This window comes from Nostoc sp. (genome assembly GCF_041747015.1).
Classification (GTDB): Bacteria; Cyanobacteriota; Cyanobacteriia; order Cyanobacteriales; family Nostocaceae; genus Nostoc.
The window spans coordinates 1-26637 of record NZ_JBGTFY010000301.1; the positions used below are offsets into that span (position 1 = coordinate 1).

23 protein-coding genes are annotated in these 26637 nt (G+C 40.7%); 22 read left to right on the forward strand and 1 reads right to left on the reverse strand.

Annotated elements, in window-relative coordinates; genetic code table 11:
* Positions 1 to 658 precede the first annotated feature (658 nt).
* From ACEW80_RS24105 to ACEW80_RS24190, 18 genes are all read left to right on the forward strand, one after another.
* Positions 659 to 3715, forward strand: a complete 3057-nt coding sequence (locus ACEW80_RS24105) for a tetratricopeptide repeat protein (protein WP_373529014.1) — start codon at positions 659 to 661, stop codon at positions 3713 to 3715.
* Positions 3716 to 3910: 195 nt separating this feature from the next.
* Positions 3911 to 5023, forward strand: coding sequence for a calcium-binding protein (locus ACEW80_RS24110; RefSeq protein WP_373529015.1), 1113 nt, complete (start codon positions 3911 to 3913; stop codon positions 5021 to 5023).
* A 180-nt stretch (positions 5024 to 5203) separates the two neighbouring features.
* Positions 5204 to 5536, forward strand: coding sequence for a hypothetical protein (locus tag ACEW80_RS24115; RefSeq protein WP_373529016.1), 333 nt, complete (start codon positions 5204 to 5206; stop codon positions 5534 to 5536).
* 243 nt (positions 5537 to 5779) lie between these two features.
* Entirely contained in the window at positions 5780 to 7021 is a 1242-nt protein-coding gene (locus ACEW80_RS24120) for a calcium-binding protein (protein ID WP_373529017.1), read from the forward strand.
* A gap of 31 nt (positions 7022 to 7052) precedes the next feature.
* Positions 7053 to 10307, forward strand: a complete 3255-nt coding sequence (locus ACEW80_RS24125) for a glycosyltransferase (protein ID WP_373529018.1) — start codon at positions 7053 to 7055, stop codon at positions 10305 to 10307.
* A 3-nt stretch (positions 10308 to 10310) separates the two neighbouring features.
* Positions 10311 to 11339 carry an NAD-dependent epimerase/dehydratase family protein gene (locus ACEW80_RS24130; RefSeq protein WP_373529019.1) on the forward strand — a complete coding sequence of 343 codons (1029 nt, stop codon included), beginning with the start codon at positions 10311 to 10313 and terminating at the stop codon, positions 11337 to 11339.
* Positions 11340 to 11374: 35 nt separating this feature from the next.
* Positions 11375 to 12640 carry a methyltransferase domain-containing protein gene (locus ACEW80_RS24135; RefSeq protein WP_373529020.1) on the forward strand — a complete coding sequence of 422 codons (1266 nt, stop codon included), beginning with the start codon at positions 11375 to 11377 and terminating at the stop codon, positions 12638 to 12640.
* 39 nt (positions 12641 to 12679) lie between these two features.
* A complete protein-coding gene (locus ACEW80_RS24140) occupies positions 12680 to 13477 on the forward strand; it encodes a sugar phosphate nucleotidyltransferase (RefSeq protein WP_373529021.1) in 798 nt (265 codons plus the stop codon).
* Positions 13474 to 14127 (forward strand): PIG-L deacetylase family protein, encoded by a 654-nt coding sequence (locus ACEW80_RS24145; RefSeq protein ID WP_373529022.1) that lies wholly within the window; start codon positions 13474 to 13476, stop codon positions 14125 to 14127. The genes ACEW80_RS24140 and ACEW80_RS24145 overlap by 4 nt, the downstream gene beginning before the upstream one ends.
* Before the next feature lie 26 nt (positions 14128 to 14153).
* Positions 14154 to 15485 carry a DUF4910 domain-containing protein gene (locus ACEW80_RS24150; RefSeq protein WP_373529023.1) on the forward strand — a complete coding sequence of 444 codons (1332 nt, stop codon included), beginning with the start codon at positions 14154 to 14156 and terminating at the stop codon, positions 15483 to 15485.
* Positions 15486 to 15862: 377 nt separating this feature from the next.
* The gene (locus ACEW80_RS24155) at positions 15863 to 17230 is read left to right on the forward strand and encodes an IS4 family transposase (RefSeq protein ID WP_373529024.1); all 1368 of its coding nucleotides are present in this window, start codon (positions 15863 to 15865) and stop codon (positions 17228 to 17230) included.
* A 25-nt stretch (positions 17231 to 17255) separates the two neighbouring features.
* Entirely contained in the window at positions 17256 to 17975 is a 720-nt protein-coding gene (locus tag ACEW80_RS24160; RefSeq protein WP_373529025.1) for a hypothetical protein, read from the forward strand.
* A gap of 118 nt (positions 17976 to 18093) precedes the next feature.
* Positions 18094 to 19023 carry a hypothetical protein gene (locus tag ACEW80_RS24165; protein WP_373529026.1) on the forward strand — a complete coding sequence of 310 codons (930 nt, stop codon included), beginning with the start codon at positions 18094 to 18096 and terminating at the stop codon, positions 19021 to 19023.
* A gap of 116 nt (positions 19024 to 19139) precedes the next feature.
* Positions 19140 to 19661 (forward strand): hypothetical protein, encoded by a 522-nt coding sequence (locus tag ACEW80_RS24170; RefSeq protein ID WP_373529027.1) that lies wholly within the window; start codon positions 19140 to 19142, stop codon positions 19659 to 19661.
* A gap of 2 nt (positions 19662 to 19663) precedes the next feature.
* On the forward strand, positions 19664 to 19960 hold the full coding sequence (locus ACEW80_RS24175; RefSeq protein WP_373529028.1) for a VVA0879 family protein: 297 nt from the start codon (positions 19664 to 19666) through the stop codon (positions 19958 to 19960).
* A 2-nt stretch (positions 19961 to 19962) separates the two neighbouring features.
* Entirely contained in the window at positions 19963 to 20418 is a 456-nt protein-coding gene (locus ACEW80_RS24180) for a hypothetical protein (protein WP_373529029.1), read from the forward strand.
* 3 nt (positions 20419 to 20421) lie between these two features.
* Positions 20422 to 20625, forward strand: a complete 204-nt coding sequence (locus ACEW80_RS24185) for a hypothetical protein (protein WP_373529030.1) — start codon at positions 20422 to 20424, stop codon at positions 20623 to 20625.
* A complete protein-coding gene (locus ACEW80_RS24190) occupies positions 20622 to 21227 on the forward strand; it encodes an MT-A70 family methyltransferase (RefSeq protein WP_373529031.1) in 606 nt (201 codons plus the stop codon). The genes ACEW80_RS24185 and ACEW80_RS24190 overlap by 4 nt, the downstream gene beginning before the upstream one ends.
* A 65-nt stretch (positions 21228 to 21292) precedes the next feature.
* Here the strand turns inward: ACEW80_RS24190 and ACEW80_RS24195 are convergent, their stop codons facing one another.
* Positions 21293 to 22252 (reverse strand): cytosolic protein, encoded by a 960-nt coding sequence (locus ACEW80_RS24195; RefSeq protein ID WP_373529032.1) that lies wholly within the window; start codon positions 22250 to 22252, stop codon positions 21293 to 21295.
* Positions 22253 to 22292: 40 nt separating this feature from the next.
* Between ACEW80_RS24195 and ACEW80_RS24200 the strand changes: the two genes are divergently transcribed.
* The 4 genes from ACEW80_RS24200 (at position 22293) to ACEW80_RS24215 (ending at position 26433) form a co-directional block, all read left to right on the forward strand.
* Positions 22293 to 23099 (forward strand): DUF5131 family protein, encoded by an 807-nt coding sequence (locus tag ACEW80_RS24200; RefSeq protein ID WP_373529033.1) that lies wholly within the window; start codon positions 22293 to 22295, stop codon positions 23097 to 23099.
* Between the two features lie 121 nt (positions 23100 to 23220).
* Complete coding sequence (locus ACEW80_RS24205) at positions 23221 to 24588, forward strand: hypothetical protein (protein WP_373529034.1); 1368 nt, start codon at positions 23221 to 23223, stop codon at positions 24586 to 24588.
* A gap of 2 nt (positions 24589 to 24590) precedes the next feature.
* Entirely contained in the window at positions 24591 to 25964 is a 1374-nt protein-coding gene (locus ACEW80_RS24210) for a replicative DNA helicase (RefSeq protein WP_373529035.1), read from the forward strand.
* 190 nt (positions 25965 to 26154) lie between these two features.
* The gene (locus ACEW80_RS24215) at positions 26155 to 26433 is read left to right on the forward strand and encodes a UPF0175 family protein (RefSeq protein WP_373529036.1); all 279 of its coding nucleotides are present in this window, start codon (positions 26155 to 26157) and stop codon (positions 26431 to 26433) included.
* The last annotated feature ends 204 nt before the right edge of the window (positions 26434 to 26637 follow it).

Sequence of the window (26637 nt, forward strand, 5' to 3'; positions counted from 1 at the left end):
CAGAAATTCATATTGGGCGCGGGTCAGGTTGCTGGGGTATGCTTTACTCATGTTACTCTCTCGGTGCTGTCTATTATCTATTCACAGCTTATACTGAGAGAGCTTTTTTACACCCTTTCCGACTTTTCAAACATCCTCTAAGCTCGTAGGTTCTGTAGCTACCGCTGAAGGTCAAGCTACTGCATCCGGTAACAACACCCTAGCTGAAGTATTCAGTTTCGCTGATACCACTGTTAATTCTTCTTCTGCTAACTCATTGGCAGTTTCTGCTAGCAGCAAATAATTAAACTCTACTCACAAAGAGTATTAACTCTTGCAAGTAGAGTTAGGCTCGAAAGCCTACTAGATTCATAAATCGCCGAAGGCTCTCTGCTCATTTGAGCCTTCGGCGCTTCACGCAAATTACATTGTTTTGATCTCAAATAACTGTTTCCGTAATAAATTTTTACAATATTTAATCATCAACTCAGGATACAGTTCTGTGCTGTTTGCTACCTGTCAATTAAAACTCTGGGTAATAGTCTTTATTGCAATTAACGAACTTAAAATCAGCATTTCAGTCGATTTTAACCGAATTCAGTTAGAATTTCCAGAAACTTGAGTTCCTCGCAGGTATAGGAACAAAAGACATATTAAATAAAAAATAATTGTATATGTCATGAATAAAATTCCTGAAGCTCTCCAACTCGCTGTTCAGCATCACCGAGCCAAGCGCTTCACCCAAGCCGAAGAGGTTTATCGTCAAATTATCGAGATAAACCCCAAGCAGCTAGAGGCACTATACGGCTTAGGTATGCTGGCGCAGCAGCGGGGACAATATCAAAATGCAGAACAATTTTTCCAAGCAGCCTTGCAATTGCAGCCAGAAGCAGCGGCAATACAAAACAGCTTGGGCTTTACTCTGCAACAACAGGGTAAACTAGAAGAAGCAATTACTTACTATGAAAAAGCACTAAAAATTCTACCCGATTCTATAGAAGTGCAAGTCAATCTGGGTAATGCTCTCCATGTTCAAGGAAAGTTGTCACCAGAAGAAAAAGTCCACTATGCAGACTTAAATCAGCAGTTTGCTTTAGGTAGACTACAGGTAGGCGATTTCAAAATTGCAGAGTTATATTATCGGCAGGCTATTGCGTTGCAGCCAGATTTGGTACAAGCTCATAATAATTTAGGAGAAGTACTCCAAAAACAAGGGCGATTCAATGATGCCGTCAAGTGTTGTCAACAAGCAATAAAAATTAAACCAGACTATCCTTACGCCTATCACAACTTAGGATATTTTTTCCAGGAAAAAGGGAAATTTGAGGAAGCAATAGAAGCTTACAAAAAGGCTTTAAATATTCAACCTGATTTGGGAATTACCCATAACAACTTGGGAAATATTCTGAAGTCACTAAATAGATTTGATGCCGCCATAGAATCCTATCAACAAGCTATCAAATTTCGACCAGATATTGATTTTATCTATTACAACTTAGGGACGGTACTTAGAGATCGTAATAAAATAGAAGCAGCAGTAGAGGCATTTGAACAAGCCGTTAAAGTTACGCCAAACTATGCTCCGGCTCAATTGGGTATTTGTATTAGCCAACTGCCAATTATCTATTCTAGTGTTGATGAAATTGAATTCAGACGAAATCAGTATCAACAACACTTGCAAAACTTAGCTAAAGGTTATGAATTAATTAATCACGAAGAACGAGCAAAAGCTGCGGAGTCTGTAGGAGCATTGCAGCCCTTTTATTTGGCATATCAAGGCTTAAATGACCGAGATTTACAGCGAACTTATGGGGAAATGATTTGCCAAATTATGTCAAGTCGCTATGCCCAAGATCGCCAGCCGCTTGTTCTCCCAAATTTAGATAAAAATCAAAAGGTTCGTGTTGGTATTGTTTCTGGGCTTTTCTATAGTCATTCTAATTGGAAAATCCCTATTAAAGGTTGGGTAGAAAATCTGGATCGAAGTGAGTTTGAATTATTTGGCTATCACACTGGGGTCAAAAAAGATAATTCAACAATCAGCGCCACTAAAGCTTTTGATAAGTTTGTTCAAGGTGTTCGCTCAATTGAACAATGGTGTGAAGCAATAACAGCAGATAAATTACATATCCTGATTTTCCCAGAATTTGGGATGGACCCAATGACAGTCAAATTAGGTTGCTTAAGATTAGCGCCAATTCAGATGACATCTTGGGGACACCCTGATACCAGTGGATTACCGACAATTGACTATTACTTGAGCAGTGACTTAATGGAACCAGAAAATGCTCAAGAACATTATACAGAAAAATTAGTTAGATTACCCAATCTATCTATTCATTACATACCTTTAGTAATTCAACCAGAAGAACTTAAGAAACCAGATATAGGTTTAAAAGAGGATGAAATTTTCTTCTGGTGTTGCCAGTCATTATATAAATATTTGCCCAATCATGATGATGTTTTTTCTCGCATAGCTAAAGAATTAGACAATTCTAAGTTTGTATTTATTAAACACGAAAGTGAAGATATTACAGAAGTATTTCGCCAGCGCTTAAACCATGCTTTTACAGCATTAGGGCTGGATTATCAAAAGCACTGTTTATTTTTGTCTTCCCTGAATGACAGGAAGTTTGCTGGGACTACAGCTTTAGCAGACGTTTTCTTAGATAGTATTGGTTGGTCTGGATGTAATTCTACTTTGGAATCTATTGCCCATAATATTCCTGTTGTCACCTTACCAGGAGAACTAATGCGTGGACGGCATTCTCTGGCAATTTTGAAAATGATGGGTATAGAAGAAACGATCGCCTCAAACAAAGCAGAATATATCCAAATCGCTATCCGTCTGGGGAAAGATGCTCAATATCGGCAATACATCTCTCAGCAAGTTGCAGACAATAAACATAAATTATATGGCGATTTAAAACCAGTCAGAGCGCTAGAAGATTTTCTTTTGCAACTGGTTAATAAACCAAGACAGTTTGATGCCCAAGAAGTTGCTGAACTCTTTCAACTTGCAGTTCAACATCATCGAGCGAATCGTTTAGAGTCAGCTGAACAGCTATATCTGCAAGTGATCGAAAAACAACCAGACTATTCAGAAGCATTATACGGTTTAGGGATGCTGGCACAGCAGAAAGGTGCATTCCCAGAAGCGGAGAAGTTTCTGAGTACGGCTTCTCAGGTTCAGCCTAACTCTGTGAAAGTTTGGTTTAGTTTAGGCAATTTACATCAAGCTCAAGGGCAGTTAGTAGAAGCTGAAGAAGCTTACAAAAAAGCTATTGCTTTACGACCAGATGCAGGGACAATTTATAACAATTTGGGCTACACCTTGCAACAACAAGGTAAGTGGGAAGAAGCGATCGCGTCATATCAAAAAGCTCTGGAATTTCAGCCCAACTGCATAGAAGCAGATGTGAATTTAGGGAATGCGCTTTTTGCCCAAGGGAAGCTTTCGGCAGATAAACAAACCTATTATGCTGAATTGAATTATCGGCTAGGCATTACCCGCAAACAAGCAGCTGATTGGCAAACTGCTGCTATTTACTATCGAGATGCGATCGCACTACAGCCCGATTTAGTCGAAGCTCATTATAACTTGGGGGTGATACTACAAGAACAAGGACAGATGGAAGAAGCGATCGCTTGCTATCAAAAAACTTTGGAATTCAATTACCAACATCAAGAGGCCAACATCAATTTAGGACAGATTTACCAAATCCAGCATCATTAACAATTCAAAATTTAAAATTCAAAACATAATTTAAAATTAAAGACATTTTTAGATGGGGATTTAAACTCAGACTTAAACTGATGCTACGTGTAGACTTAGGGGTCTTAAACCCTTGAGGTTAAACGGATCTTCTCACCTGAGAGCAAACTTCGATCAATCTAAACTTAAACTTTGAAATTCCAGGAGATAAAATTTATGGCTTTGCAACGCGGAACCAGCGGTAATGACTCACTTCAAGGGACTTCTGTAGCAGATCAAATCTATGGAAGTTTTGGTAACGATACTCTATTTGGGTTAGGAGGAGATGATTTAATTCAAGGCGACGCGGGTAATGATTTCTTAAATGGTGGCGATGGCAGTGATCGCCTCTTTGGCGGTAGTGACAATGATACAGTCCAGGGTGGCCTCGGCAATGACTTCCTTGATGGTGGATCAGGTAACGACAGCCTAGATGGTGGTGATGGTGATGACATTCTTCAAGGCGGCCAGGGTGACGACACCTTATTGGGTGGAGCCGGCAATGATCGCCTTCTGGGTGTCAGCGGCAATAATCGCATTGATGGGGGGACTGGCAATGACTTCATCCAAGGAGCTAGTGGTAGTAGTTTCACAGGAGGAGGCTTAGATACCCTTGTTGGGGGTGACGGGGATGATATAATATACGGGCTAAGTCAAAACGATCTCCTCTACGGAGACGGTGGCAATGACACCCTTAATGGCGATAGTGGAGATGATCGGCTGGAAGGGGGCGATGGCGACGACAGCCTCGATGGTGGTATCGGCAATGATTTTCTCTTCGGCGATCTTGGGCAAGATACTTTAAAGGGCAACAGTGGTAATGACATCCTCGAAGGGGGTGGCAATGATGATGTTCTCTTGGGAGGTGCTGGTAATGATATTCTCGTTGGTGTGGGTCAGGGCAGCGATGACATTTTTGGAGGAATTGCACCAGGCTTTGGGGAAACCGATCTCTTAACCGGGGGAGATGGAGCAGACCTATTTGTACTCGGAGGTAATGGACAATTCTACTACCTCGGTGGTGCTAATGCAGGTCAAGGTTTCACCCTCTTTGATGCCGCCGTGATTGGCTTCGATAATAACGGGGTACTGCAACGGGACTTCGATCCGCTAGTTGATCGCATCCAGTTGCAAGGCGGGATTGACTATCAGCTTCTTGAGGCAGATGTTTTTGGGACTGGTGCAACTGATGCCATAATTGCCGCTGATGTTGGTTTTGGTCTAGACATCGTAGGGGTTGTAGTTGGAATAGGAGCAGCAGACATCGCAGGAACCATACAGATTGTTTAAGGGGTTATTTGAAAATAGACATCTGGTGAAAAAGAATGTAGAGACGCGAAGTTTCGCATCTCTATAAGGATTGTAGATAACGCATATTTAATTTATCGAGATGTCTAATAGCCTAATCAAAGAATGAAATTGCAGGGTGCGAAGTTTAAAATAGTTTTGAAAAAGGTTGATAATCGAAGTATGCAAATAGCTGATCTACCCTATTTACAGAATGTTTCAGAAGACGAGTTGATTTTAGGTTCTGCTGGAGTAAGCGTGACATCTGAAGCATGGGCTTCAGGGTTAGAGACTTCCGCTTTTGCTAGTGCAAATAGTACTTCCACAACTGGATCAGACGGTGATTCTACAGCAAATGGTACAGGATTAGCTGGGGCATTTGGCGATGATGCTACAGCTAACCTAACAATGGTAGGTGATGGTCATAGGGTGATTGGAAAAGCTAAATTTAAATCTTCTAAAAAGACTGCTGTTGTAAATGGTTTTATCACAGTGATTGATTTCCCTCCAAACTGAATTTTTCCAGCTTGTTGAAAAGTCTATTTTGAGGGTTTTCTAAGCCCTGATTTTTCAGTTAGCTCTTCCAAGAGAAACTAACGCTCTTCTGTCACTTTACGAAAATTTAACGATTTTTCCGGCATTTTAGCCCACAAAAAATCAAAGTTTTATCGTAGTTTGACAGAAGAGCCTTAAATAAGCTCCCGCTAATTCAACATCGTCCGGTTCAATTCAACTACAACAAGATAAGCAGAGGTTTTTATGTCACAAGAAACTGTGTTTTTACAATCAACTGTTTCTAATGCCAATCCCGATCCTAATTTTGCTAACTCTCAAGGATCTGCTGTTTTCTATAACTATAGTCAAAGTGCTTCAGGATTTTTAACTGATACCCAGACGAACACATTAGTTAAAGGTGGTGTAGCTTTAGCTATTGCTGAAGCTGGAGCGGTTTTTTTGAACGAGGAACCAACTTTCTCAACACTCTTTTATGACAGTACTGGCGTTGGATTAGATGGTTCTTTTGTGGGAAATGCTAACAGCCAAACAAAAGTGGTTGCTAGTTTTGCACTTGGCGCTAATCAAACCTTCTCTTTTGAGTTTTCCGCAGATTTATCACTGTCAGCGAAAGAAATTGAAAATCCTCGTACTGAATATAATCAAGCTAAGTCAAAAACTACTTTCTTAGTACTAGACACCACAAATCCCAATAAACCCAAGGTTTTAGATTATTTTGGCATCCGAGGTAACTTAGTTTCCTCTAAACAAATTGGCAATTTGAAGCTGGGTGGTAGTCGCAACGTCACTCTTATTAATAGTGAGCAAACTGCTGATATTAATGGTAATAATGGACAGGACTCCCTTACAGGAAACGCTGTTGGTAGTTATCAAAAGAAGTTTAAGCGCGATACCAACATAACGATAGTAGAAGTTAATGCCAGTGCTGTTACCTTTTTGGGAGATACTTTAATCGACAACTTGGGTCAAGATGTTATTTATGGCACGCTTAAGAATGATAAGCTGACAGGAAGCAAATATGCAGACAAAATTTATGGCAGCTTAGGTAACGATACGCTCAAGGGACGGAAAGGCGATGATATCCTTGAAGGCGGTCAAGGTGCTGATTGGCTATATGGGGACGACGGAAATGATAAACTTCATGGCGGTTGGGACAATGATGTTTTGATTGGTGGTCGTGGTAGTAATGTCTTGGTTGGTGGCGACGGTAGTGACAAATTTGTTTTCAACTACGGCGATAGCTTGTTAAAACGTGAGTTTGATGTCATTCAAGATTTCGAGGTTGGTATTGATAAAATTGTATTTGATGGCTGGGGTAAAAATAATAGTGATCAATGGTTAAATCAGATGTTTTCTCAAGGTAGGATAACCGATACTGATGATGGAGTTACCTTCAATTTTAATACTGGAATAACTCAAGGAACATTACTGCTTTCAGGTGTAACTTCCAACCTGATTACCTCTGAATCAATAGTGTTTAGTTAGCACTTATTGCAGAGCAAATATCTGTATAGCTATGAATCATAAAAATAGTTTAGAATGCAACATTAAATATCTCATTGAAATGGCGATTCAAAAGCATCAGTCAGGTCAATGGAATGAAGCTAAAATCCTATATAAACAGGTATTACAAATTCAACCCGAATATAGAGGTGAATCAGACTCATTAAAAGGTAAGTATCAAATCCAAGCAAACCACTCTGAAGCTTTGTACGGCTTAGGAATACTGGCGCAACAAACAGGAGAATTCCAGGAAGCCGAAAAATTCCTCAGTGCAGCTTCCCAAGTTCAACCGGACTCTGTGAAAACTTGGTTTAGTTTAGGTAATTTGCGTCAAGCTCAGGGACAGTTATTAGAAGCAGAGTCAGCTTACAAACAAGCGATCGCCTTACGCCAAGATGCAGCACCGATTTATAATAATTTGGGATATACCTTGCAAGAACAAGGTAAACTTGATGAAGCAGTTGCCTGTTATCGAAAAGCTCTGGAAGTTCAACCTAAGTGCACAGAAGCAGATGTTAATTTAGGGAATGCCCTCCATACCCAAGGGAAACTCTCAAAAGATAAACAAGCTCATTATGCCCAATTGAATTATAAATTGGGTTGCGATCGCAAAAATACCGGAGATTTGACGACTGCCGAGGCTTACTTGCAAAAAGCCCTGGAACTCAATCCCAACTATGGGGAAGTCTATATGCGTTTGGGAGAGATTTACCAAACACAAAAGAAACTCCAAGAGGCAGCAGCAGCTTTTCAGCAAGGTTTAAAGCAGATTAATCCTCACTACGCTAAAGCTATAGAAGCTAGCGAGAAAGCGCAAATTCCTCAACAAATAGCAGTAACGCCTCTAATTTCTTTAGAGGAGGTAATTGTCGGCAACTATAGATTTCCCGCTATTCCGAGCGTAGCAGATGGTACAGACAAGCGGCCTTTCTGGAGTGTAGTGGTAACTGTATATAATCGTAGAGATTATCTACTCGAATGTCTTGCCAGCGTCTTAGCACAATGGCAGGGAGAAGAGCAGATGGAAATCATTGTCATGGACGATGCTAGTAAAACGCCAGTATTTGACCTGGTAAATAGTATTGGACAAGGAATAATCCACTATTATCGCAACCGGGAAAATCTCGGTCTGCCAGGAAATTGGAATGCCGGAGTTGCTCTAACTCGCGGTTGGTGGGTTCATTTACTTCATGACGACGATTATATTCTCCCAAGTTTTTATTCCCGGTTGCAAGAGAGTCTAAAGGAATGTGGAGATTCTATCGGGGCAGCTTTTACGGGTTATCAAAACATTAACGAGAAAGGAGAAGTAATTTTACGCCAACAAGTCTATGGAGAACAGCGAGGGATTGCTAAAAATTGGCTGCAACGCATTGGAGTTAGTAACTTATTAAATATGTCTGCGGTTGTGATTCGTCGAGAGGCACACGAACAATTGGGAGTATATTATCCCGAATTGACCTATACAAGTGATTGGGAAGTTTATAAACGCATTGCCGCTGTTTATGATTGGTGGTATGAGCCGGAAATCTTAGCTCGTTACCGCCAACATCCTAACAATGTGACCAGCGAACTTTTACTCACTGGGAAGCAGATGATATCTATCCGCAGTGCAATTGAAATGTCAGAGAGTTATTTTACCACTGAACAATCTGCACAGATTACGTCCCAATCCCGGAGTTATCATTTTCTTTATTGCCTAAAATTAGCCCTAATTCCTCTACAGGCTGGGAATCTGGCTGGAGCTTGGCAAGTGTTGGAAGAGTCTCTAAAAATAGATCGTAGCCCCAAAGCTGTAGCAAAGTTATTCAGTTGGTTAAGAGAGGAAGAAGCAACTCTCCTTCAGGAAGCAGGCTATATCCAGACAGCCCTTACCTATTATCGGCAAACGATCGCTATTGAGTCAGACTTGCCAGAGGTGTATTATAACTTAGGCAGCATGCTGCAAGAACAAGGTGAGTGGGAAGAAGCGATCGCATTTTATCACCAAGCCTTAAAACTCAATCCTCAAAATTGGGAAATCTACACTCGCTTGGGTCAGGTTTATCAAGCTCAAAACAAGATTACAGAAGCAATTTCTGTGTATCGTCAGGGATTAATTTTACTCAATCCCCACTACGCCAAAGCGGTGGCCGCTTACCAGGATGCTGGAACCACCCTAGAAATGCTCGTTACTCCGCCCATTCCCCAAGGTGAGGTTACTGTTGGTGCTTATCAATTTCCAGCGATTCCACCTGTAACTAACCCAGAAAACCCCCGACCGTTTTGGACTGTGGTGATTCCGGTGTATAATCGCACCGATTATCTGCTTGAATGTCTGGCAAGCGTGTTGGTGCAATGGTCTGGGGCAGAGCAGATGGAAATTTTGGTGATGGATAATGCCAGTACATCACCGTTGTTTGATTTAGTAACCAGTATTGGGGGGGGAGTAATCCGCTACTACCGCAATCAGCAAAATATTGGTGGAGCAAGAAATTATAACGCCGGGATTGCCCTAAGTCGCGGTCAGTGGGTACATGTCCTCCACGATGATGACTGTGTACTTCCAGGTTTTTATGAACGCCTCCAGCAGAGTCTTACAACTTGCCCAGATTCGATTGGGGTTGCTTGTACGGGTTTTGAATATATTAACGAAAAAGGGAAAGCGATCGACACCGGAGAAGTAGTTTCGTTGTATGGAGAACACAGGGGCATCATGGCAGATTGGCTGTCGCACATTGGTGTCTGTGGTTTAATAACCGTACCTGCAATGGTCATTCGTCGAACTGCTCACGAACAGTTAGGAGGATATTACCCGGAGTTACCTGAAATTGCTGACTGGGAAATCTTTAAACGCTTTGCTGTTGGTTACGATTGGTGGTATGAACCAGGCATTTTGGCGTGTTACCGCGAACATACCCAAAAAATGACATCTGAAAATTGGCTTTCTGGAAAGATGGCGAGAGCCATCCGCCGGGCGATTGAAATTTCTGATACCTATCTTCCTATTGAGCATCGGGCAAAGATTACCGCCAAAGCTCGCAGCCAGAATTTCAACTATTGTCTAACACGGGCGGTAATTCCTCTCCAGGCGGGCAATATCACCGGGGCTTTATCTGTACTTCAAGAAGCCCTCAAAATTGATGGCTCTCCGCAAGCTGTAGCAAAGTTATTCACTTGGTTAACTCAAGATGAAGCAGCTCCCATCCGAGAGGAGATTGTTACCAATTTGCTTGCTATTCCTACTGAATTAAAACTCCCACAAACTGCGATCGCGATCGCAGCATAAGATATGAAAGTACTTGTAACTGGAACTGAAGGTTATATCGGCTCCTTATTAGCTCCCCTCTTAATCCAACAAGGTCATGAAGTTATTGGTTTGGATACTGGCTTTTATAAAGTAGGCTGGCTATATAACGGCACCAAGGTAACTGCCAAAACCCTCAACAAAGATATCCGCCACATCACAATAGAAGACCTACAAGGAGTGGAAGCAGTAGTTCATCTGGCAGAACTCTCCAACGACCCTTTAGGTCAGTTAGCGCCTAACATCACCTACGATATCAACCACAAAGGCTCAGTAAATTTAGCAAAACTGGTGAAAGCATCTGGAATCCGACGCTTTGTTTACACCTCTTCATGCAGTGTCTATGGTTTTGCCACTGAAGACTACGTTACCGAAGAATCTACCATTAATCCCCAAACAGCTTATGCTAAATGCAAAGCGCTTGTCGAACAAGACGTAAAACTCCTTGCTGATGATGGTTTTTCTCCTACCTTTCTGCGAAATGCCACAGCCTATGGAGCCTCTCCCAGAATGCGCTTTGATATTGTCTTAAACAATCTAGCAGGTTGGGCATGGACAATTAAAGAAATCAAGATGAACAGCGACGGTACACCTTGGCGTCCTCTAGTGCATCTCTTGGATATCTGCAAAGCAATTATCTGTACCTTAGAAGCTCCACGTGATGTAATTCACAACCAAATTTTTAATGTGGGTAATACAAACAGCAACTATCAAGTCAAACAAATTGCTCAGATAGTTGCAGATGTTTTTACAGGCTGTCAATTGAGCTTTGGTAAATATGATCCTGACAACCGTAGCTATCGAGTTTCATTTGATAAAATTAGCCAAAATTTACTAGGATTCAAATGTGAATGGGATGCCCAGCGCGGTGCCCAACAATTCTATAGTATCTTCCAGCAAATTGACATGGATAGAGAAATATTTGAGTCTAGAGGCTTTACTCGTCTGAAACAACTGGAATATCTCATTCGCACTCAGCAAATCGATCAAGATTTCTTCTGGCAGAGTGTTTAAATTATAAATTTGATTTTTGCCAAAAACTATAAATTATGAATTTACCAAAACCAATAAATAATCAACCAACAACTGGTAATTGTCTATTCTGTGGGACAGGGTTGCAACATACCTTTGTAAATTTAGGTATGTCTCCTCCCTGCGAAAGCTATCGCAGTCTCAAACAACTCAATGAAGTAGAATTTTTTTATCCGCTCCATGTCTATGTTTGTGAGGAGTGTTTTTTAGTTCAACTCCAAGAATACATTAGCCCAGAAAATATTTTTAGCGACTACGCTTATTTCTCTTCTTACTCTGATAGCTGGTTGCAACACGCCAAGAACTACGTTGATTTGGTAACAGAGCGTTTCCAATTAAACCAGGAAAGTCAGATAATAGAAATTGCTAGTAATGATGGTTACTTGCTGCAATACTTTGTTGCCAAAAACATCCCATCGCTAGGAATAGAACCAGCAGCAAATATTGCTGATGTAGCAATTAAAAAAGGTATTCCCACAGTTGTTAAGTTTTTTGGGCAAGAGACAGCAAAAGAACAGGTTTCTCAGGGTAAAAAGGCGGATTTATTACTAGGAAACAATGTCCTTGCTCACACACCCTATCTCAATGATTTTGTCAAAGGTATGAAAATTATCCTCAAACCGCAGGGTGTAATTACAATGGAATTTCCCCACCTGATGCGGTTAATCGAGGAAAATCAGTTTGATACTATTTACCATGAGCATTTCTCTTATTTTTCCTTTCTCACTGTAGAAAATATTTTTGCTGCTCACGGGTTAACAATTTTTGATGTAGAAGAATTAACTACTCATGGCGGTTCTTTGAGAATTTATGCTCGCCACAACGAAGACTATTCTAAACCTGTTAGTCACCAAGTATCAGAACTTAAATATAGAGAAGAAGCTGCTGGTTTTACGCAATTAGAATACTATTTTTCATTTGGTGAACAAGTCAAGGAAACTAAACGGAAGTTATTAGATTTCTTGATAAAAGTTAAGCGAGAGGGAAAATCTATTGTCGGTTATGGTGCTCCAGGTAAGGGAAACACTCTCTTAAACTATTGTGGTATCCGCACAGATTTTCTTGACTACACAGTAGATCGTAACCCTTACAAACAGGGTCAATTTTTACCAGGAACTCATATTCCAATTTTTCATCCAGAAAAAATTAAAGAAACAAAGCCTGACTATGTGCTAATTTTGCCCTGGAATCTGAAGAATGAAATTATGACACAAATAGCCTACATTCGTCATTGGGGAGGCCAATTTGTTGTACCAATTCCTGAAGTTAATGTCTATTCTTAAGTATTTGATATTTTTTCATTATCAAAAAGGGGTAATAACATGAAAGTAGTTTTATTTTGTGGTGGTTTAGGAACTAGAATGAGAGAATATTCAGAAAGTATTCCTAAGCCAATGGTGAATATTGGTTATAGACCAATATTGTGGCACGTAATGAAATACTATGCTCATTATGGGCATAAAGATTTTATTTTGTGTCTTGGTTATAAAGCTGATCTAATTAAAAGCTATTTTTTAAATTACAATGAATGGCTTTCTAATAATTTTATCCTTTCCAACGGTAGCCAAATTCGATTATTCAACCGTGATATTCAAGATTGGAATATCACGTTTGTAGATACAGGGTTAACTGCCAATATTGGACAAAGATTCAAGGCAGTAGAAAAGTATCTAGAAGGAGAAGAAGTATTTTTAGCTAACTATAGTGATGGTTTAACAGACTTGCATCTACCAACACATATTAAGCATTTTTATCAGCGTGATAAAATAGGTAGTTTTTTGTGTGTCAGACCAAGCCAAAGTTTTCACTTGGTTGACATGGATGAGGATGGTTTAGTCAAGGATATCCAGGATGTAAAACACCGTGACATTTGGATTAATGGAGGATATTTTATTTTTAAAAAAGAGATTTTTAACTATATTAATTATGGCGAAGAGCTTGTCCTTGAGCCTTTTCAAAGATTGATTGCTAAAGAAGAACTTTTTGCGTATAAATACACTGGCTTTTTCGGGGTAATGGATACCTTTAAAGAGAAGCAACAGTTGGATGATATGTATGCTCAAGGCGAAAGACCTTGGGAAGTATGGGGAGATAAACAACTAGAAGTAACCCATATATGATCAAAATTAGCTTCAACAAGACAGAAGAATCTGAGTACAAAATCCTTTGTCTAGGTTCTCATTGTGATGATATAGAGATTGGTTGTGGAGGCACAATTTTAAAGCTGATAAAGAATTACCAGCATATTATCATCTGTTGGGTTATCTTTAGTTCCAACGAGCAAAGAGCAGAGGAAGCAACAGCAAGTACCAGTCTTTTTTTAAAAGAAATCCAGACCAAGAAAATTATCATTAAAAATTTTCGAGATGGCTTTTTACCTTTTCAAGGGATAGAGGTAAAGGAATGTTTTGAACAGTTGAAGCAGGAATTTTTACCAGATATAATCTTTACTCATCACCGAGACGATCGCCACCAAGATCACCGCTTAATTTCTGAGTTGACTTGGAATACCTTTAGAAACCATTTAATTTTGGAATATGAGATTCCTAAGTATGATGGGGATTTGGGTATTCCTAATTTCTTTGTCCATTTAGATGAGGCACTTTGCTGTCGAAAAATTCAATATATTTTGGATGCGTTTCCCACCCAGAGTAATAAGCAGTGGTTTACAGAAGAAACTTTTCGTGCCATTCTCAGAATTCGCGGGATTGAATCAAATTCACCGAGTAACTATGCGGAGGCATTTTACTGTCGAAAAATATTTTTCTAAAAAATTTAATTTTTAATTTACTTCTAATGGAAAATAATAAATTTGTCATTGATAGTGAGATAAAAACAACTTTTGTAACAAATGATATTGCTCAAAATATATATCAGCTAGTAACTGAACTGTATCCTATATGTCGTAGTATTACGGGTAATGGTGTTAGGGAAACTCTGAAACTTATTCAGCAGCATATTCCTTTATCAGTTCATGAAGTTCCAACCGATACTCAGATTTTTGATTGGACAGTTCCGAAAGAATGGAATATTAAAGATGCCTACATTAAAAACTCTCAAGGAAAGAAAATTGTAGATTTTGCTAACTCAAATCTCCATGTTGTTAGTTATAGTATTCCCGTTCACAAGAAAGTATTTCTCACAGAACTCAAAGCGCATTTATCTACACTGCCTGAGTATCCTGAGTGGATTCCCTTCCGCACTTCATACTATAAAGAAATTTGGGGTTTTTGTCTAAGTCACAAACAATATTCGGAACTAAATGATGAAGAATATGAAGTATTTATTGATTCTTCCCTTGAACCAGGTCATCTTACTTATGGCGAGTATTATATTCCCGGAAAAAGCACTGACGAAGTTTTAATTTCTTGTCATGTTTGTCATCCTTCACTTTGTAATGATAATCTTTCGGGAATTGCGATCGCTACTTTTATAGCTAAACATTTAAGTCAAACTACACCAAGATATTCCTATAGATTTCTCTGGATTCCAGCAACCCTTGGCTCAATTACATGGTTAGCCCTTAACGAGGCGAAAGTCAATAATATTAAACATGGCTTGGTGTTAACTTGTTTAGGAGATTCAGGCAAGTTTACTTATAAAAAAAGCCGTAGAGGTGACACTGAAATTGATAAAGTTGTTGCTTATGTACTCAAAAACTCAAAACAGGATTACGAAATTATAGATTTTTTCCCCTACGGGTATGATGAGCGACAATATTGCTCACCTGGATTTAATTTAGCTGTAGGTTGCTTGATGCGATCGCCTCATGGTAGTTTTCCCGAATATCACACATCAGCAGATAATTTAAACTTTGTTCAACCCCAATATCTTGCCGAGTCGTTCTGGCAATGTAGTTCGATATTACATATCCTCAACAATAATGACATTTACTACAACCAAAATCCTAAATGTGAGCCACAGTTGGGGAGAAGAGGTCTATATCAGGCATACAATGGTCATCAAGATAGTAGGCTAAATCAAATGGCAATCTTATGGGTTTTAAATTTATCTGATGGTCAGCATACTCTGCTAGATATTGCAGAAAGATCGGGAATGTCATTTGAAATGATTAAATCTGCTGCCGATACATTATTAGCACATAACTTGTTAATAACCTACATTTAGCACTTCAATTTGAATTACAAATAAATTACAATCAATGAAAAAGCAAAAAAATCATTCTCATGAAGAAAAGAATACTCAACGAATCTGATTGGGGAGAGAAATAATCAAATATAGGCAGGACTGTGCCAAAACGGGAAAATTGTACGCTAAGGAATTAATGCAAACGCTATAACCGAATGGCACTAAGAAAATCTGTAAAGGATGCGGGGTAAGCAATACAGCATTTAATACCAGAGAACGCAGCAATGGCATAGGTTAGGCTGATGCCGATGAAGAGATGAGATACAGTTGCCCAAAAATTTTTGGAAGTAGAAAAAGCTTACTCATCCGTGAAATACTTTCATGAGAACAAGCAAGCACATACGATAACTACTACTGTGACATTACGAGTACAAATTCTCAAGGAAAAATACAGCCAAAGTCTGGGACTACCGTTTAAAGAACTGTTGCCAGAGACTGCAATTAAACAAGTAATCTCTGAGCTAAAAATTAAATACAAAAAGCGGTTATTTGACCCATTAATAACTTTATGGGCATTTTTATCGCAAGTGCTAGATACTGATAAAACTTGTCATAATGCAGTGAGTAAAATTATTGCACATTTGGCCCAAGAAGAAGTAGAAGTTCCTTCTACAGATACAAGTGCTTACTGCCAAGCTAGGGCGAGGCTTCCAGAAGAATTATTAGAGAAGCTATTCAATTTTTCTGCACAAAGCTTAGAAGAGAAAGTAACAACAGAATATTTATGGTGTGGTCGAAATATTAAAGTAATAGATGGCTCAACTGTCTCTATGCCTGACACTGTAGAAAACCAAAAAGAATATCCTCAACCTAGCACTCAAAAACCGGGATGTGGATTCCCAATTGCCAAAATTGGTGTGATATTCAGTCTATTAACGGGAGCCGCTGTTGCTCTGTGCATAGATATTCTGAATACTCATGATATTAAGTTGGCGAGAAAAATGTACAGCTTTCTCAAACCAAATGATGTGCTTTTAGGAGATAGAGCTTTTTGTGCTTACGCCGATATGTTTAATATCAAAAAGCTTGATTGTGATGCCGTATTCCGTAAACATCAATCTCGCACAACCACTATGCGAAAAGGTAAAATTATTGGGGATTGCGACAAATTAGTTACTTGGTACAAACCTAAAAGTTGTCCAAAAGGATTGAGTAAGGATGAATTTGATGCTTTACCTTCTTCCATTACTGTGCGAGAAATTTACTATTACATTGTTATTCCTGGTTTTCGCACTCAACAAGTCAGCTTAATTACTACTCTTTTAGATAAAGCAACTTATTCCACTCTCGAAATTGTTGGGCTTTACGGTAAACGTTGGGATGTTGAATTGGATTTGAGACATATAAAAACTACCTTGGGTATGGATATTCTCCGATGTAAAACCCCTTCAATGGAACGCATTGAAATCCATGTTTATCTATTGGCTTACAATTTACTTCGGAGCTTAATGTGGTCGGCTGGGACTACTTACAATACTCCTCCAAATCGTTTATCGCTTCAAGGTACTCGACATCATTTACTGAATTTTATTCCTAAATTAGAAACTGCTGACTCTAAAAGACGCATCCGACTTTATCGTAGTTTGCTGAAAATTATTGTTCACAAGGTTGTCCCCGACCGTCCTGCACGCAGCGAACCACGAGTCACCAAACGCCGCCCCAAAGCTTACCCCAGATTGACCAAGCCCCGGCAAGAATTACGTAAACAATTGCAGACTGCTTAATTGATAAGGCTTTCCGCTTTTCTTAGTGCCATTCGATTCTTGGGTTAGTGCGATCGCTGAATATCAGTCAAGTAAGATTCAGAAACTCACCCCCGCTGCCCCCGACAACCAAGCCCTCGCTCAAGCCGAACTCGACCACTTCATCGCAACCCAAGCCCAAGCTGTTGCTCCCGAACCCCTCAGAATAGTCGAAATCTCGTTTTCCCATCACGAATATTACGCTGGTGATGAACTGGTAGCCAGCATCAGCCATGACGACAACCACTTAACGCAACGCTGGGTAGTCATGGTCAATGATAAAGAATTATTCCGTGCCAACACTCTAATGCGTTGTGATCGCTTCATCTGTACTCACTACAAAGACGGCTCATTACCTGTGCAGGAGAAAGAAACAACACCCCCCACGACTGAAAACCAAATCATGGCGCATATCTTCAACGAGTGCCAGAGTTATGGGTTTGAAGTTCTCGATAATGGCATTTACAACAACAAGGGCGTGAAACTGGGGCAAGTCGGATGCACTGACGGTAACTGGTGGGTGAAGAGGCGTTATTCAGTCCAGCAGCAGTATTCTAACTCGGTGCTTGATGCTGTGCGCTCATTGTCGATAGTGGATACATCGCTGGCTGAACCAGTTCACAAATACTTGCAAGACCGACCCTTGGAACAACTGAGTTCTAATGAATTACAGCAGCTTTTCAACCATGAGGTGCGATCGCAACTTCAAGAATTAGTCGCAGTGTAAAACCTCATGTGGGCAGCAGTGAAAATTGCTGCTCACTTTTAGGTCTTTTTTGGGCGTTCTTCTTCAAACATACCCAACTCTATTACTTGCTGAAAAATATATTAGTCAAGGAATCAACATGAGTTTATCCTTAAACCAAAGCGTTTTAATCGAGTCTCCTTCGTTGAGGACATCTGCATTAGATGGGTTGGATGCTTCTCGCTCTCAACAAGTATTAAACAAAGCTAAAGCTATTGTGTTTGCTGTTTGGAATGGCGAGGGCTGGGCAACTGTTGAACAGTTAGCTCAGTACTTCCAATGTTCTATACAGGGTATTAAGCATATATACGAGAGAAATAGTAAGGAGTTCCGGGCTAATGAAACTAGAAAACTTACTGGGAAAGACTTAGCTGATGTTCGCTCCAAACTGGAGCTAGCATCTCGAACAGCCCAAGCCAGAGTATTTTCACCTTTGGGGACACTCCGCATTGCAATGCTACTAACTGAGTCTGAGATAGCAGCGCAAGTCAGAACCATCATTTTAGACTTGGTTGTAGCTATTCCAAAAATCACACCAGTACGTTCTTCTCAAACTCCTGCCCTCCCTCCAGTTGAGCAACGGCTACATACTTTTGTACAGGCAATGAAGACTTTAGCCGAACTCACCGGTGGCAGACTCAACCCATACATGGAACAAAATTGCAAAGACTTCGCCGCCAATCTGATAGCTGACTACAACAGACAGTCCTTAACAAGCACACAAGAGAAGTGGCTTGGCGTGGTCAACTTCGCAGAAAGCGAACTGGGTAAGAAAGTCCCCCTCAAAGGCACTCACTACCGGGGACACTTGGGTACATGGGTGAGAACATTCTACCCGCACTTGGGCGATCGCCAAGAAACGCGATTGGTTAACGGTGTACAACAGCCCGTCTATGTCTACGCTTGTCACGAGTCGGCTGTTGCGGCTGGGTTGACCAAAGCGATAGAAGAATTCTTCGCTCATCACAGTCCTAGTGCAGCACTAAAGCAGGCAGGTGCTTTCGCTAGAAAATCTTTAGTAACGGCTTGATGGACATTGGGCATCGGTCATTGGTCATTGGTCATCGGTCAAGCAGAGCGATCGCCCAGTAATCAAGAATTAAGACTTTTACAACAAAGACAAATTCCACCTTGAGGGGAAAGGATATGGAACTCGGATATTTCCAAAAAGATGTACTCATTGAAAAACTAGCTAAGAAGTTCTACGCGATTCAAGGCTATGTAGTCCGCGATGATTATCGAATGCAATCAGCTATGCATCCGGCTGAAAGAGCTTGTGTAGCAATGGCTTTGGTTGCTCTTGTTGAGTTTGAATCTATCGAATCTGATTCTGATTCACAGTCGGAAGATGAAGAAGAAGAAACAGACAGTACAGAAAAAATTATTGCTTGGCTTCGAGAGTTTTGGAAATTTGGTGACAGAGAACAAATCAGAGAAAGAGTACAAGATTATATTATTAGCCTAAATTACCTAACTGAGTCCGAATCAGATAAGTTAGGCGAGTGGACTTGGGAAGATTTCTCTAGTTTCAAAAGAATCCCTAAAAAGTATCCTATGCCGGAAGTAGATTGTAACCAAGTTAATTGGAAAAAAGTAGGGACTTTTATTCATGAGTTATTTGGAGTGAGTTTTTATGAAGACGAAGAATTAGAGGAAGATGAGGATTAAACATGAATAAAGAACAGTGGCTAACTCAAGGACAAATACTATTCGGTAAAGACGTAATGCAGTGGAAATTCAAATGTCCTTGCTGCGGTTATATTGCCACGGCTGGAGATTACAAAAAAGCTGGCGCTCCATCTTCTGCCGCAGGATTTTCTTGTGTAGGACGATGGATACCAGTTTGTAAAGAGGCTTTCGATGATAAGGATAAGCGTAAGATTCCTTGTAATTACGCTGGCGGCGGATTAATTCAAATTAATCCCGTTGATGTTGATGGAATTAAAGTTTTTGAATTTGGGGTTTAAATATGGAACTGGGATTATTTCAAAAAGATGCACTCATTGAAAAACTGGCAAAAGCCTTTTATAGAATCCAAGGTTATGTAGTTCGACAAGACTACCGAATGCAAGATGCAACTCATCCGGCTCTTAAAGCTTGTGTAAAAATGGCGTTCACTGCTGTTGAAGAAGTAGAATTTGCGCTTGCTGACGACGGCGATACAGAAATTATTACTTGGCAACAAGGGCAATCATTGAGTGAAGACCGCCAGTATTACTTCTGCAAATATGAGGAATTTGCTTTAACTCTTCTGATTTCACCTGTAATAAATACCACCCGTGTAGAAGTTACCCGTGGAAATACAAGAATTTACGTTTTTGAAAAAGAAATTACTAAAGAGCAAGCAACCCAAGAACTCCAGGATTTCTTAAGCACACTTGCTGCACAGCTACAAACTTTAAGCCGAATTCAGTTTCAGGAGTAATTTATGAAAGTCGTAGTTCAAATAGTTGAAAAACTTATTAGCGAAGCACACATTTATCTACCTGATGGATTGGCAGAAGAAGCCATCAAACAAGTCATCACAGACCGATATAATTCCGGCGAAATGACTCCTGATTTAAACATATTTCAGGTTGATTTTGAATCCATCAGCGCAAGGATTGTTCAACAACCGCAGGAGGTAGCATGAGACTCACAACTCTACAAGGCCATTACCAGTGCATTGTTATAGATCCTCCCTGGTTCTACAGACTTCGTTCTAAAGACAAAACTCACCGCAACCGCATCCCCTATCAACCAATGCGGACTGAAGAAATTCTGGCTCTGCCCATTCCCGAATTATGCCATTGCAATGGCTGTATCCTCTGGCTCTGGTTTACGAACAATCACATGGTCGAAGCGGCTCAATGTTTACAGGTATGGGGATTTGAACTCAAAACCATCCTGACTTGGGAAAAAGTTACCAAAGATGGCACTAAAACACATCTTGGGGTGGGACATTGGCTGCGAAACTCGACCGAACATTGCGCTTTGGCTGTTCGTGGGAATGTCAAAGCTTTCTCTGGACGAACACTCACAAACGAGTCCACCATCCTGCACTCTCCCAGGCGTGAACATTCCCGTAAGCCCGAACAGTTTTTTGAACTTGTAGAAAAGCTGTGTCCTGATATGACCAAGCTGGAGATGTTCGCACGTTCGTCTAGAGTTGGCTGGGATTGTTGGGGTGATGAGGCTCTGAAGTTTGATCAGCCTGTTGAGGGACGTGATGGAGATACTTCGTTAAGTGCTTAATTAGAGCTAATTTAAGCACTTAAAGTGTACTGAACCTGGAAAACTAAATATTAAATTCTTCAATGCTAATTTTCTGGGGGATTGTCAGTTGTAGAGGACTGGTAGATTTGACGTAATTCATCAACTGTAGTTACTGTTTTTATCCCATTTCTCACTGCTCTTAATAGTTCAACGTCTTCCAACGATGAAATTTCTGGCACTAGGTTTAATGCTTCAGGGCCAAACTTGAGTTCCAAGCCTAATTTTATTGCTTCTACCAATTCTTCCATTCGGGCAATTCGCTCAAATGATGTCACGTACTGCATACGTTGTTCTGCCTCTAATTGTTCTACTTCCCGTTGAAATTCTCGCTCTAAATCTAATGGTAGCGTCAACATCCAGTCAATAAAAGCCAACAGGTTAACAACAGCCTCGCGTTCAAACCCTTGCTCATACAACCGACGCACTAAATTCAGTTTTGATTGTTTCCTTTGCGACCTATTACTGCGGGTTTGCACTGCTGCCAAGTGAGCCATTACCACTGTAGCAAAGGGGTTGCGACTGGCTTCTAGCTCCGACAACCTTTGTTGATAGTCTAGCAGCTTGATTACAGGAAACTGAAAATCAACCGTACAACCAAACAAATCGTACCCAAACTGCGATGGTCGCCAGTTGATGTTGTCATCCCCCAATATCGCGCATGATGCAACAGAGCGATCGTAACGGTCAAAAATTCGATAGTTGTAGACAAACATGCGTTTAGGAAAATCGGTTTCTTCTTGGCTTTGGACTTCGACATGAATCAATAGCCAAGATTCTTCACCTCCAATACGGTAAATTTTCACCAATTTATCAATCAGTCGCTTTCCTAATTCCGCATCACGGACTACTTGCTGTAGCTCCTGATCAAGAAACTCAAAACCTCTACTCCAATCAATTTCACTGTGTGCTTGAGGAAAAAAGAACAACATGAAGTCTTGAAAATACAACTGTAGTATTTGCTTCCAAGGAGAATCGTATTCAGTAAGAGGTGTTTTATTAGCCATTTTCAAATGTATTGTCTAATTTCAAATTTCAGAGGTGTTTATGCCAACAAACATAGAATGGACAGACTTAACAGATAATATCATCCGTGCCAAAGTCGGCGGTTGGTGGTGTCAAAAAATCTCAGAGGGGTGTAAAAATTGCTATAGCGAAAGGCTGAATCAAAATTCTTTCTTTGGTGGGAATAAGCAACCCTACTCTGGGCAACCACCAGAGCTAGTGTTAGATACAGAAGCTATTCGGAAATGGGGGTTCCAAAGAAAACCCAAAAAGCATTTTGTTTCTTCAATGACAGATGTTTTTGGTGAATGGGTTCCGCGTTTTTGGCAACATGAAATGCTGGACGGAATGTTCGCTGCTCCTTTGCAAACATTCCAAATACTTACCAAGCGTCCAGAAATTATGTTTTCATCCGTGGCGGAATGGCTTGATAGTCAAGAGCTAGACAAACTGCCTTCAAATATTTGGGTTGGCACTTCTATTGAAAATAGTCGCACTCTTGAAGAACGTAGTCAATTCCTTGCTCAGATTCCTGTTGATATTCGGTTTTGGTCGGTTGAGCCATTACTAGAAGATTTGGGCGATGTAAGTCCGTATCTAAACCAAGTTCAATGGTTAATCTGTGGCGGAGAGTCTGGCCCAAATTCAAGACCATGCCACATCGAATGGCTCGAATCAATTGTTCAACAGTGCCACGTAGCTAAAACACCTGTCTTTGTGAAACAGTTGGGGGCGAATGCAATATTTGACCAACAAAGATTTAAAACCCGTGACAAGAAAGGTGGAGGCATTGAAGAGTTTCCACAACATTTACAAGTTAGAGAATTTCCTTTTTCTGTACGTGAGTAAAAGCAAATCCCCTGCCTATCAGAAACAGTGCGAGGGAAAAATAAACTGTAGATTTTAGCAGGGTGCAGATTAGAAATATGAGTTTACATCATGAGTTGCTACAAAGTTACCGGAGGTGTTTATGAGCAAAGTTATAGCAGGTAAATCTCTCAGTACGCATTATACACCAGTATCTAATGCTTTAATCCGTAACTCCGAAATAGATGATGGCACATTCAGATTAATTTGCTGGATGACATCACACACTGAGGGTTGGGAGGTGAATTTCATTTTTATTCAAAAAGCTTTGGGTTACGGTCGGGATAAATTACGCAAGATTCTGAAAACTGCGGAAAGTCAAAATTATTTAGTGCGAAGAAAAATCCGCACCGAAGCGGGATTATTTGATTTTGAGTATCACATTTTTAAAGACACAAACGATGCGATCGCTTTCCGCAAATCATTACCACAAGCAGAATTGACCAGTGACTTGTTTTCAGGGGGTGGTGCAACCAGGGGTGTATTAACCGGCGGTGGTTCAACCGGCGGTGGCTCAACCAGGGGTGGTGAATCAGCCCCTCTATTAGAAGAACAATATAGAGAAAACCAAAAAGAAGAAAAACATACTCAAGTTGCTCCCTCCACCCAAGAATCGTGTGTGTGTGAAACTGAACAACCAAACCTTGAAAAACCAAGCTTAGAAAAACCAAGCTTAGAAGAATCACCCCCAGAAGAACCAACTCCAGAAGAACCAACCCCACAACAACCCACTCCGTTGTCAAAAAATCCAGGGTCTTCGCAACAAAACGATAACCCCTTAAGAGGATCAACTATTGCGGCGGGGTCGTTCGAGAAATCCGAACAATCGAATAAACTGCAATTACTCTGTCTCTACAAGACAGCGCAGAACGTGGAAGACCTGATTGATGCGTGGCTAACAGACCCAACTGCTTTTGCTGATGATTTTGTACCACTGGTTGTCAGAGAAAAAATTAAGTGGAATCGCTGGGTTTTACCTTGGCACAGTGAAGGGCGAAAGTTGAATAACTTGTATCAGAACTTCAACCCGGTAGTCGTGGATTTTCTGGCTGCTGAATTAGCCACTAAGTCAAAACGCTCGGCACAACAGGAAATAACTCATGCGATCGCAGTAATAAACACCTGGGAGAAAACCAAGGGTGGTTGGACGAACCTGATGCAGCGTTATCAGCAAGCATTGCAAACACAGAAACAGCCCCTAACTCAACAGCATACTGCTTTGGCTCATAGAACAAACAATATCACTAGCAGTTCGCTCGAAGATGCCTTGGCACAAGACCAAATGCGCCGTCAGCAAGAGCAATCCATTCGGGTTCCATCCAATGAGTATCAACACAGCCCACAAATGCTGGAGCTAAAAGCAAAACTTCAAGCCGCAGCCAACGCTCCAAAAGTTCCGAGCAACACCAGACCATCTTCCATGAATTTGCGAGAAGTTGAAGCGCAGTTAAAATTAGCACTAAGAGCATAATTATGCACTCTAATCAAGACAACGTAGTTCCTTTTGGCTCTAACTATCCAGTTTCAGGTTTACCTCCCCAAAACATTGAGGCTGAAGAAGCGATTTTGGGCGGGATTATGCTTGACCCAGAAGCAATGACTAGAGTTAGCGATCGCTTAGTAACCCAAGCCTTTTACATCAGCGCTCACAAAGATATCTATCAAGCCGCAGTCCGACTTCATGCTACATACCAACCCACAGATTTACTTTCTGTCACCGCATGGTTGGCTGACCACAACCTGCTCAATCGCATTGGTGGCAGAAATAAGCTAGCGACTTTGGTAGACCGCACTGTGTCCGCCGTCAACATCGATGCTTTAGCCGATCTGGTGATGGAAAAATATCGACGGCGGCAGTTAATTAAAGCAGGGAACGAAGTTGTCAAACTCGCTTACAAAACAGAAACTGAACTACCACTTGTACTAAACCTTGCTGAGGCAGAAGTTTTTGCCGTCACCCAAAATCAAAGCGATGAACGCTGCAAGGTTTTCTCAGCACAAGACATGGGCATTGAACTTTTTCAAAAGCTGGAGATGGGAAACATGGCAGGTGACAGAATTGGTTGGTACGACTTGGAAAATATCACCGGTGGCATTTATCCCAGCAGCTTGGTAGTAGTAGCAGCCGAATCCCACATGGGCAAAACTCACTTTATGATTTCTTACGCTTACGAAATCATGACCAAACTTGGAAAACCAGTTCTGTATGTAACTCCTGAGATGGACAAGAATCAACTCAATGCCCGAATGCTAGCCCGAATCACAGGCGTAGACGCTTCTATGATTCAAACCAATACCCAATGCTACTGGGAGCAAATAGCACAAGGTATAGGACAGATGGTGGAACTGCCTTGGAAGGTCTATGAGCATTCGTCCCCTACAACCGCAATGATTGCAAGTGCGGTGCGCCGTGCCATTGCCGAATTTGGTGGTTCTATTGGTGCTGTATTCATTGATTACTTGCAGCAGATTCCTCTGGAATCTGGGGGGAATATGGCTTTTGAAGTCGGCAAGATTACCCGCCAACTTCGGGACATTGCCAAGTCTCACAAAATCCCTGTTTTCTTGGGCTGTCAAATCAATCGGGGCAATCAAACAACGGCTGATAAACGCCCCAATCGTCATTTACTCCGCAACTCTGGTGAAATCTTTGAGGTTTGTGACCAGTTAATCATGCTTTACCGGGATGCTGTCTACACAAAAGACCCAAGCGATGCCTTCGGCAACTCGAAGCGAGAACGCACTATCGAGTTGATTGTTGAGAAAAACCGCCTTTACGGTAAGCTCGGCACTGCAACAATGTTGTGCGATTTATCTACATCGAAATTTTTGAACTTGGCCAGGTAATTTACAGCCACATTCAGCGATCTACACAGAACACCCACCCAGAACAACCCACCGACTCGTAGAGTTTTTACGTCAATCCCCCTTAGTTGGAATCGCCGAATAACTCGACTTTAGCCGATAGAAAAACGATATATTATATAATATCAACCCTGTTGAAAATGAAACATTACAAAGAAAATATTCTGGAATTATGACTAAAGTAGAATTTACTATTTCCGTTCATTCTGTTAATAATACCATTAGAGAAGAAGCAGAAACTAAAGCCAAAGAAGCTTATGTGATGACTCTACTTAAATATGGAGAAATTAGCAGTGGTAAGGCTAGTGAATTACTAGGAATTCCTAGACTAGACGTAATAGATTTAATGTCTAAACATGAAATATCCCTATTTGACGATAGTATGACTTTAGAGGAATTTCAGCAAGAAGTTAATCAAGCAAAAGTGAAATTGCAAGGCAATAATCTATGATTGTTGTCTCAGATACAACCCCATTAAGTGAACTTTCTAAAGTTGGTAAATTAGACTTACTTCGTAAACGTTCACAGGGGTACAAGGTTACTCAAATCCCGTAAAATCCAATGTGTGAAGTAGTTGCAGCAATTAAACCCAGAAGCTGATCCATGTGGGGTACAAGTAAATAACCTGATAAGGCAGATAAGACCTCAGTAATAT

What these genes read in the sequence shown, in the direction of transcription:
- ACEW80_RS24170 (WP_373529027.1), top strand. Translation starts at nt 19,140, where the DNA reads ATGGAACTCGGATATTTCCAAAAAGATGTACTCATTGAAAAACTAGCT.
- ACEW80_RS24210 (WP_373529035.1), top strand. Translation starts at nt 24,591, where the DNA reads ATGCACTCTAATCAAGACAACGTAGTTCCTTTTGGCTCTAACTATCCA.
- ACEW80_RS24140 (WP_373529021.1), top strand. Translation starts at nt 12,680, where the DNA reads ATGAAAGTAGTTTTATTTTGTGGTGGTTTAGGAACTAGAATGAGAGAA.
- ACEW80_RS24135 (WP_373529020.1), top strand. Translation starts at nt 11,375, where the DNA reads ATGAATTTACCAAAACCAATAAATAATCAACCAACAACTGGTAATTGT.
- ACEW80_RS24205 (WP_373529034.1), top strand. Translation starts at nt 23,221, where the DNA reads ATGAGCAAAGTTATAGCAGGTAAATCTCTCAGTACGCATTATACACCA.
- ACEW80_RS24110 (WP_373529015.1), top strand. Translation starts at nt 3,911, where the DNA reads ATGGCTTTGCAACGCGGAACCAGCGGTAATGACTCACTTCAAGGGACT.
- ACEW80_RS24195 (WP_373529032.1), bottom strand. Translation starts at nt 22,252, where the DNA reads ATGGCTAATAAAACACCTCTTACTGAATACGATTCTCCTTGGAAGCAA.
- ACEW80_RS24120 (WP_373529017.1), top strand. Translation starts at nt 5,780, where the DNA reads ATGTCACAAGAAACTGTGTTTTTACAATCAACTGTTTCTAATGCCAAT.
- ACEW80_RS24200 (WP_373529033.1), top strand. Translation starts at nt 22,293, where the DNA reads ATGCCAACAAACATAGAATGGACAGACTTAACAGATAATATCATCCGT.
- ACEW80_RS24145 (WP_373529022.1), top strand. Translation starts at nt 13,474, where the DNA reads ATGATCAAAATTAGCTTCAACAAGACAGAAGAATCTGAGTACAAAATC.
- ACEW80_RS24150 (WP_373529023.1), top strand. Translation starts at nt 14,154, where the DNA reads ATGGAAAATAATAAATTTGTCATTGATAGTGAGATAAAAACAACTTTT.
- ACEW80_RS24180 (WP_373529029.1), top strand. Translation starts at nt 19,963, where the DNA reads ATGGAACTGGGATTATTTCAAAAAGATGCACTCATTGAAAAACTGGCA.
- ACEW80_RS24175 (WP_373529028.1), top strand. Translation starts at nt 19,664, where the DNA reads ATGAATAAAGAACAGTGGCTAACTCAAGGACAAATACTATTCGGTAAA.
- ACEW80_RS24190 (WP_373529031.1), top strand. Translation starts at nt 20,622, where the DNA reads ATGAGACTCACAACTCTACAAGGCCATTACCAGTGCATTGTTATAGAT.
- ACEW80_RS24165 (WP_373529026.1), top strand. Translation starts at nt 18,094, where the DNA reads ATGAGTTTATCCTTAAACCAAAGCGTTTTAATCGAGTCTCCTTCGTTG.
- ACEW80_RS24130 (WP_373529019.1), top strand. Translation starts at nt 10,311, where the DNA reads ATGAAAGTACTTGTAACTGGAACTGAAGGTTATATCGGCTCCTTATTA.
- ACEW80_RS24125 (WP_373529018.1), top strand. Translation starts at nt 7,053, where the DNA reads ATGAATCATAAAAATAGTTTAGAATGCAACATTAAATATCTCATTGAA.
- ACEW80_RS24105 (WP_373529014.1), top strand. Translation starts at nt 659, where the DNA reads ATGAATAAAATTCCTGAAGCTCTCCAACTCGCTGTTCAGCATCACCGA.
- ACEW80_RS24185 (WP_373529030.1), top strand. Translation starts at nt 20,422, where the DNA reads ATGAAAGTCGTAGTTCAAATAGTTGAAAAACTTATTAGCGAAGCACAC.
- ACEW80_RS24115 (WP_373529016.1), top strand. Translation starts at nt 5,204, where the DNA reads ATGCAAATAGCTGATCTACCCTATTTACAGAATGTTTCAGAAGACGAG.
- ACEW80_RS24215 (WP_373529036.1), top strand. Translation starts at nt 26,155, where the DNA reads ATGACTAAAGTAGAATTTACTATTTCCGTTCATTCTGTTAATAATACC.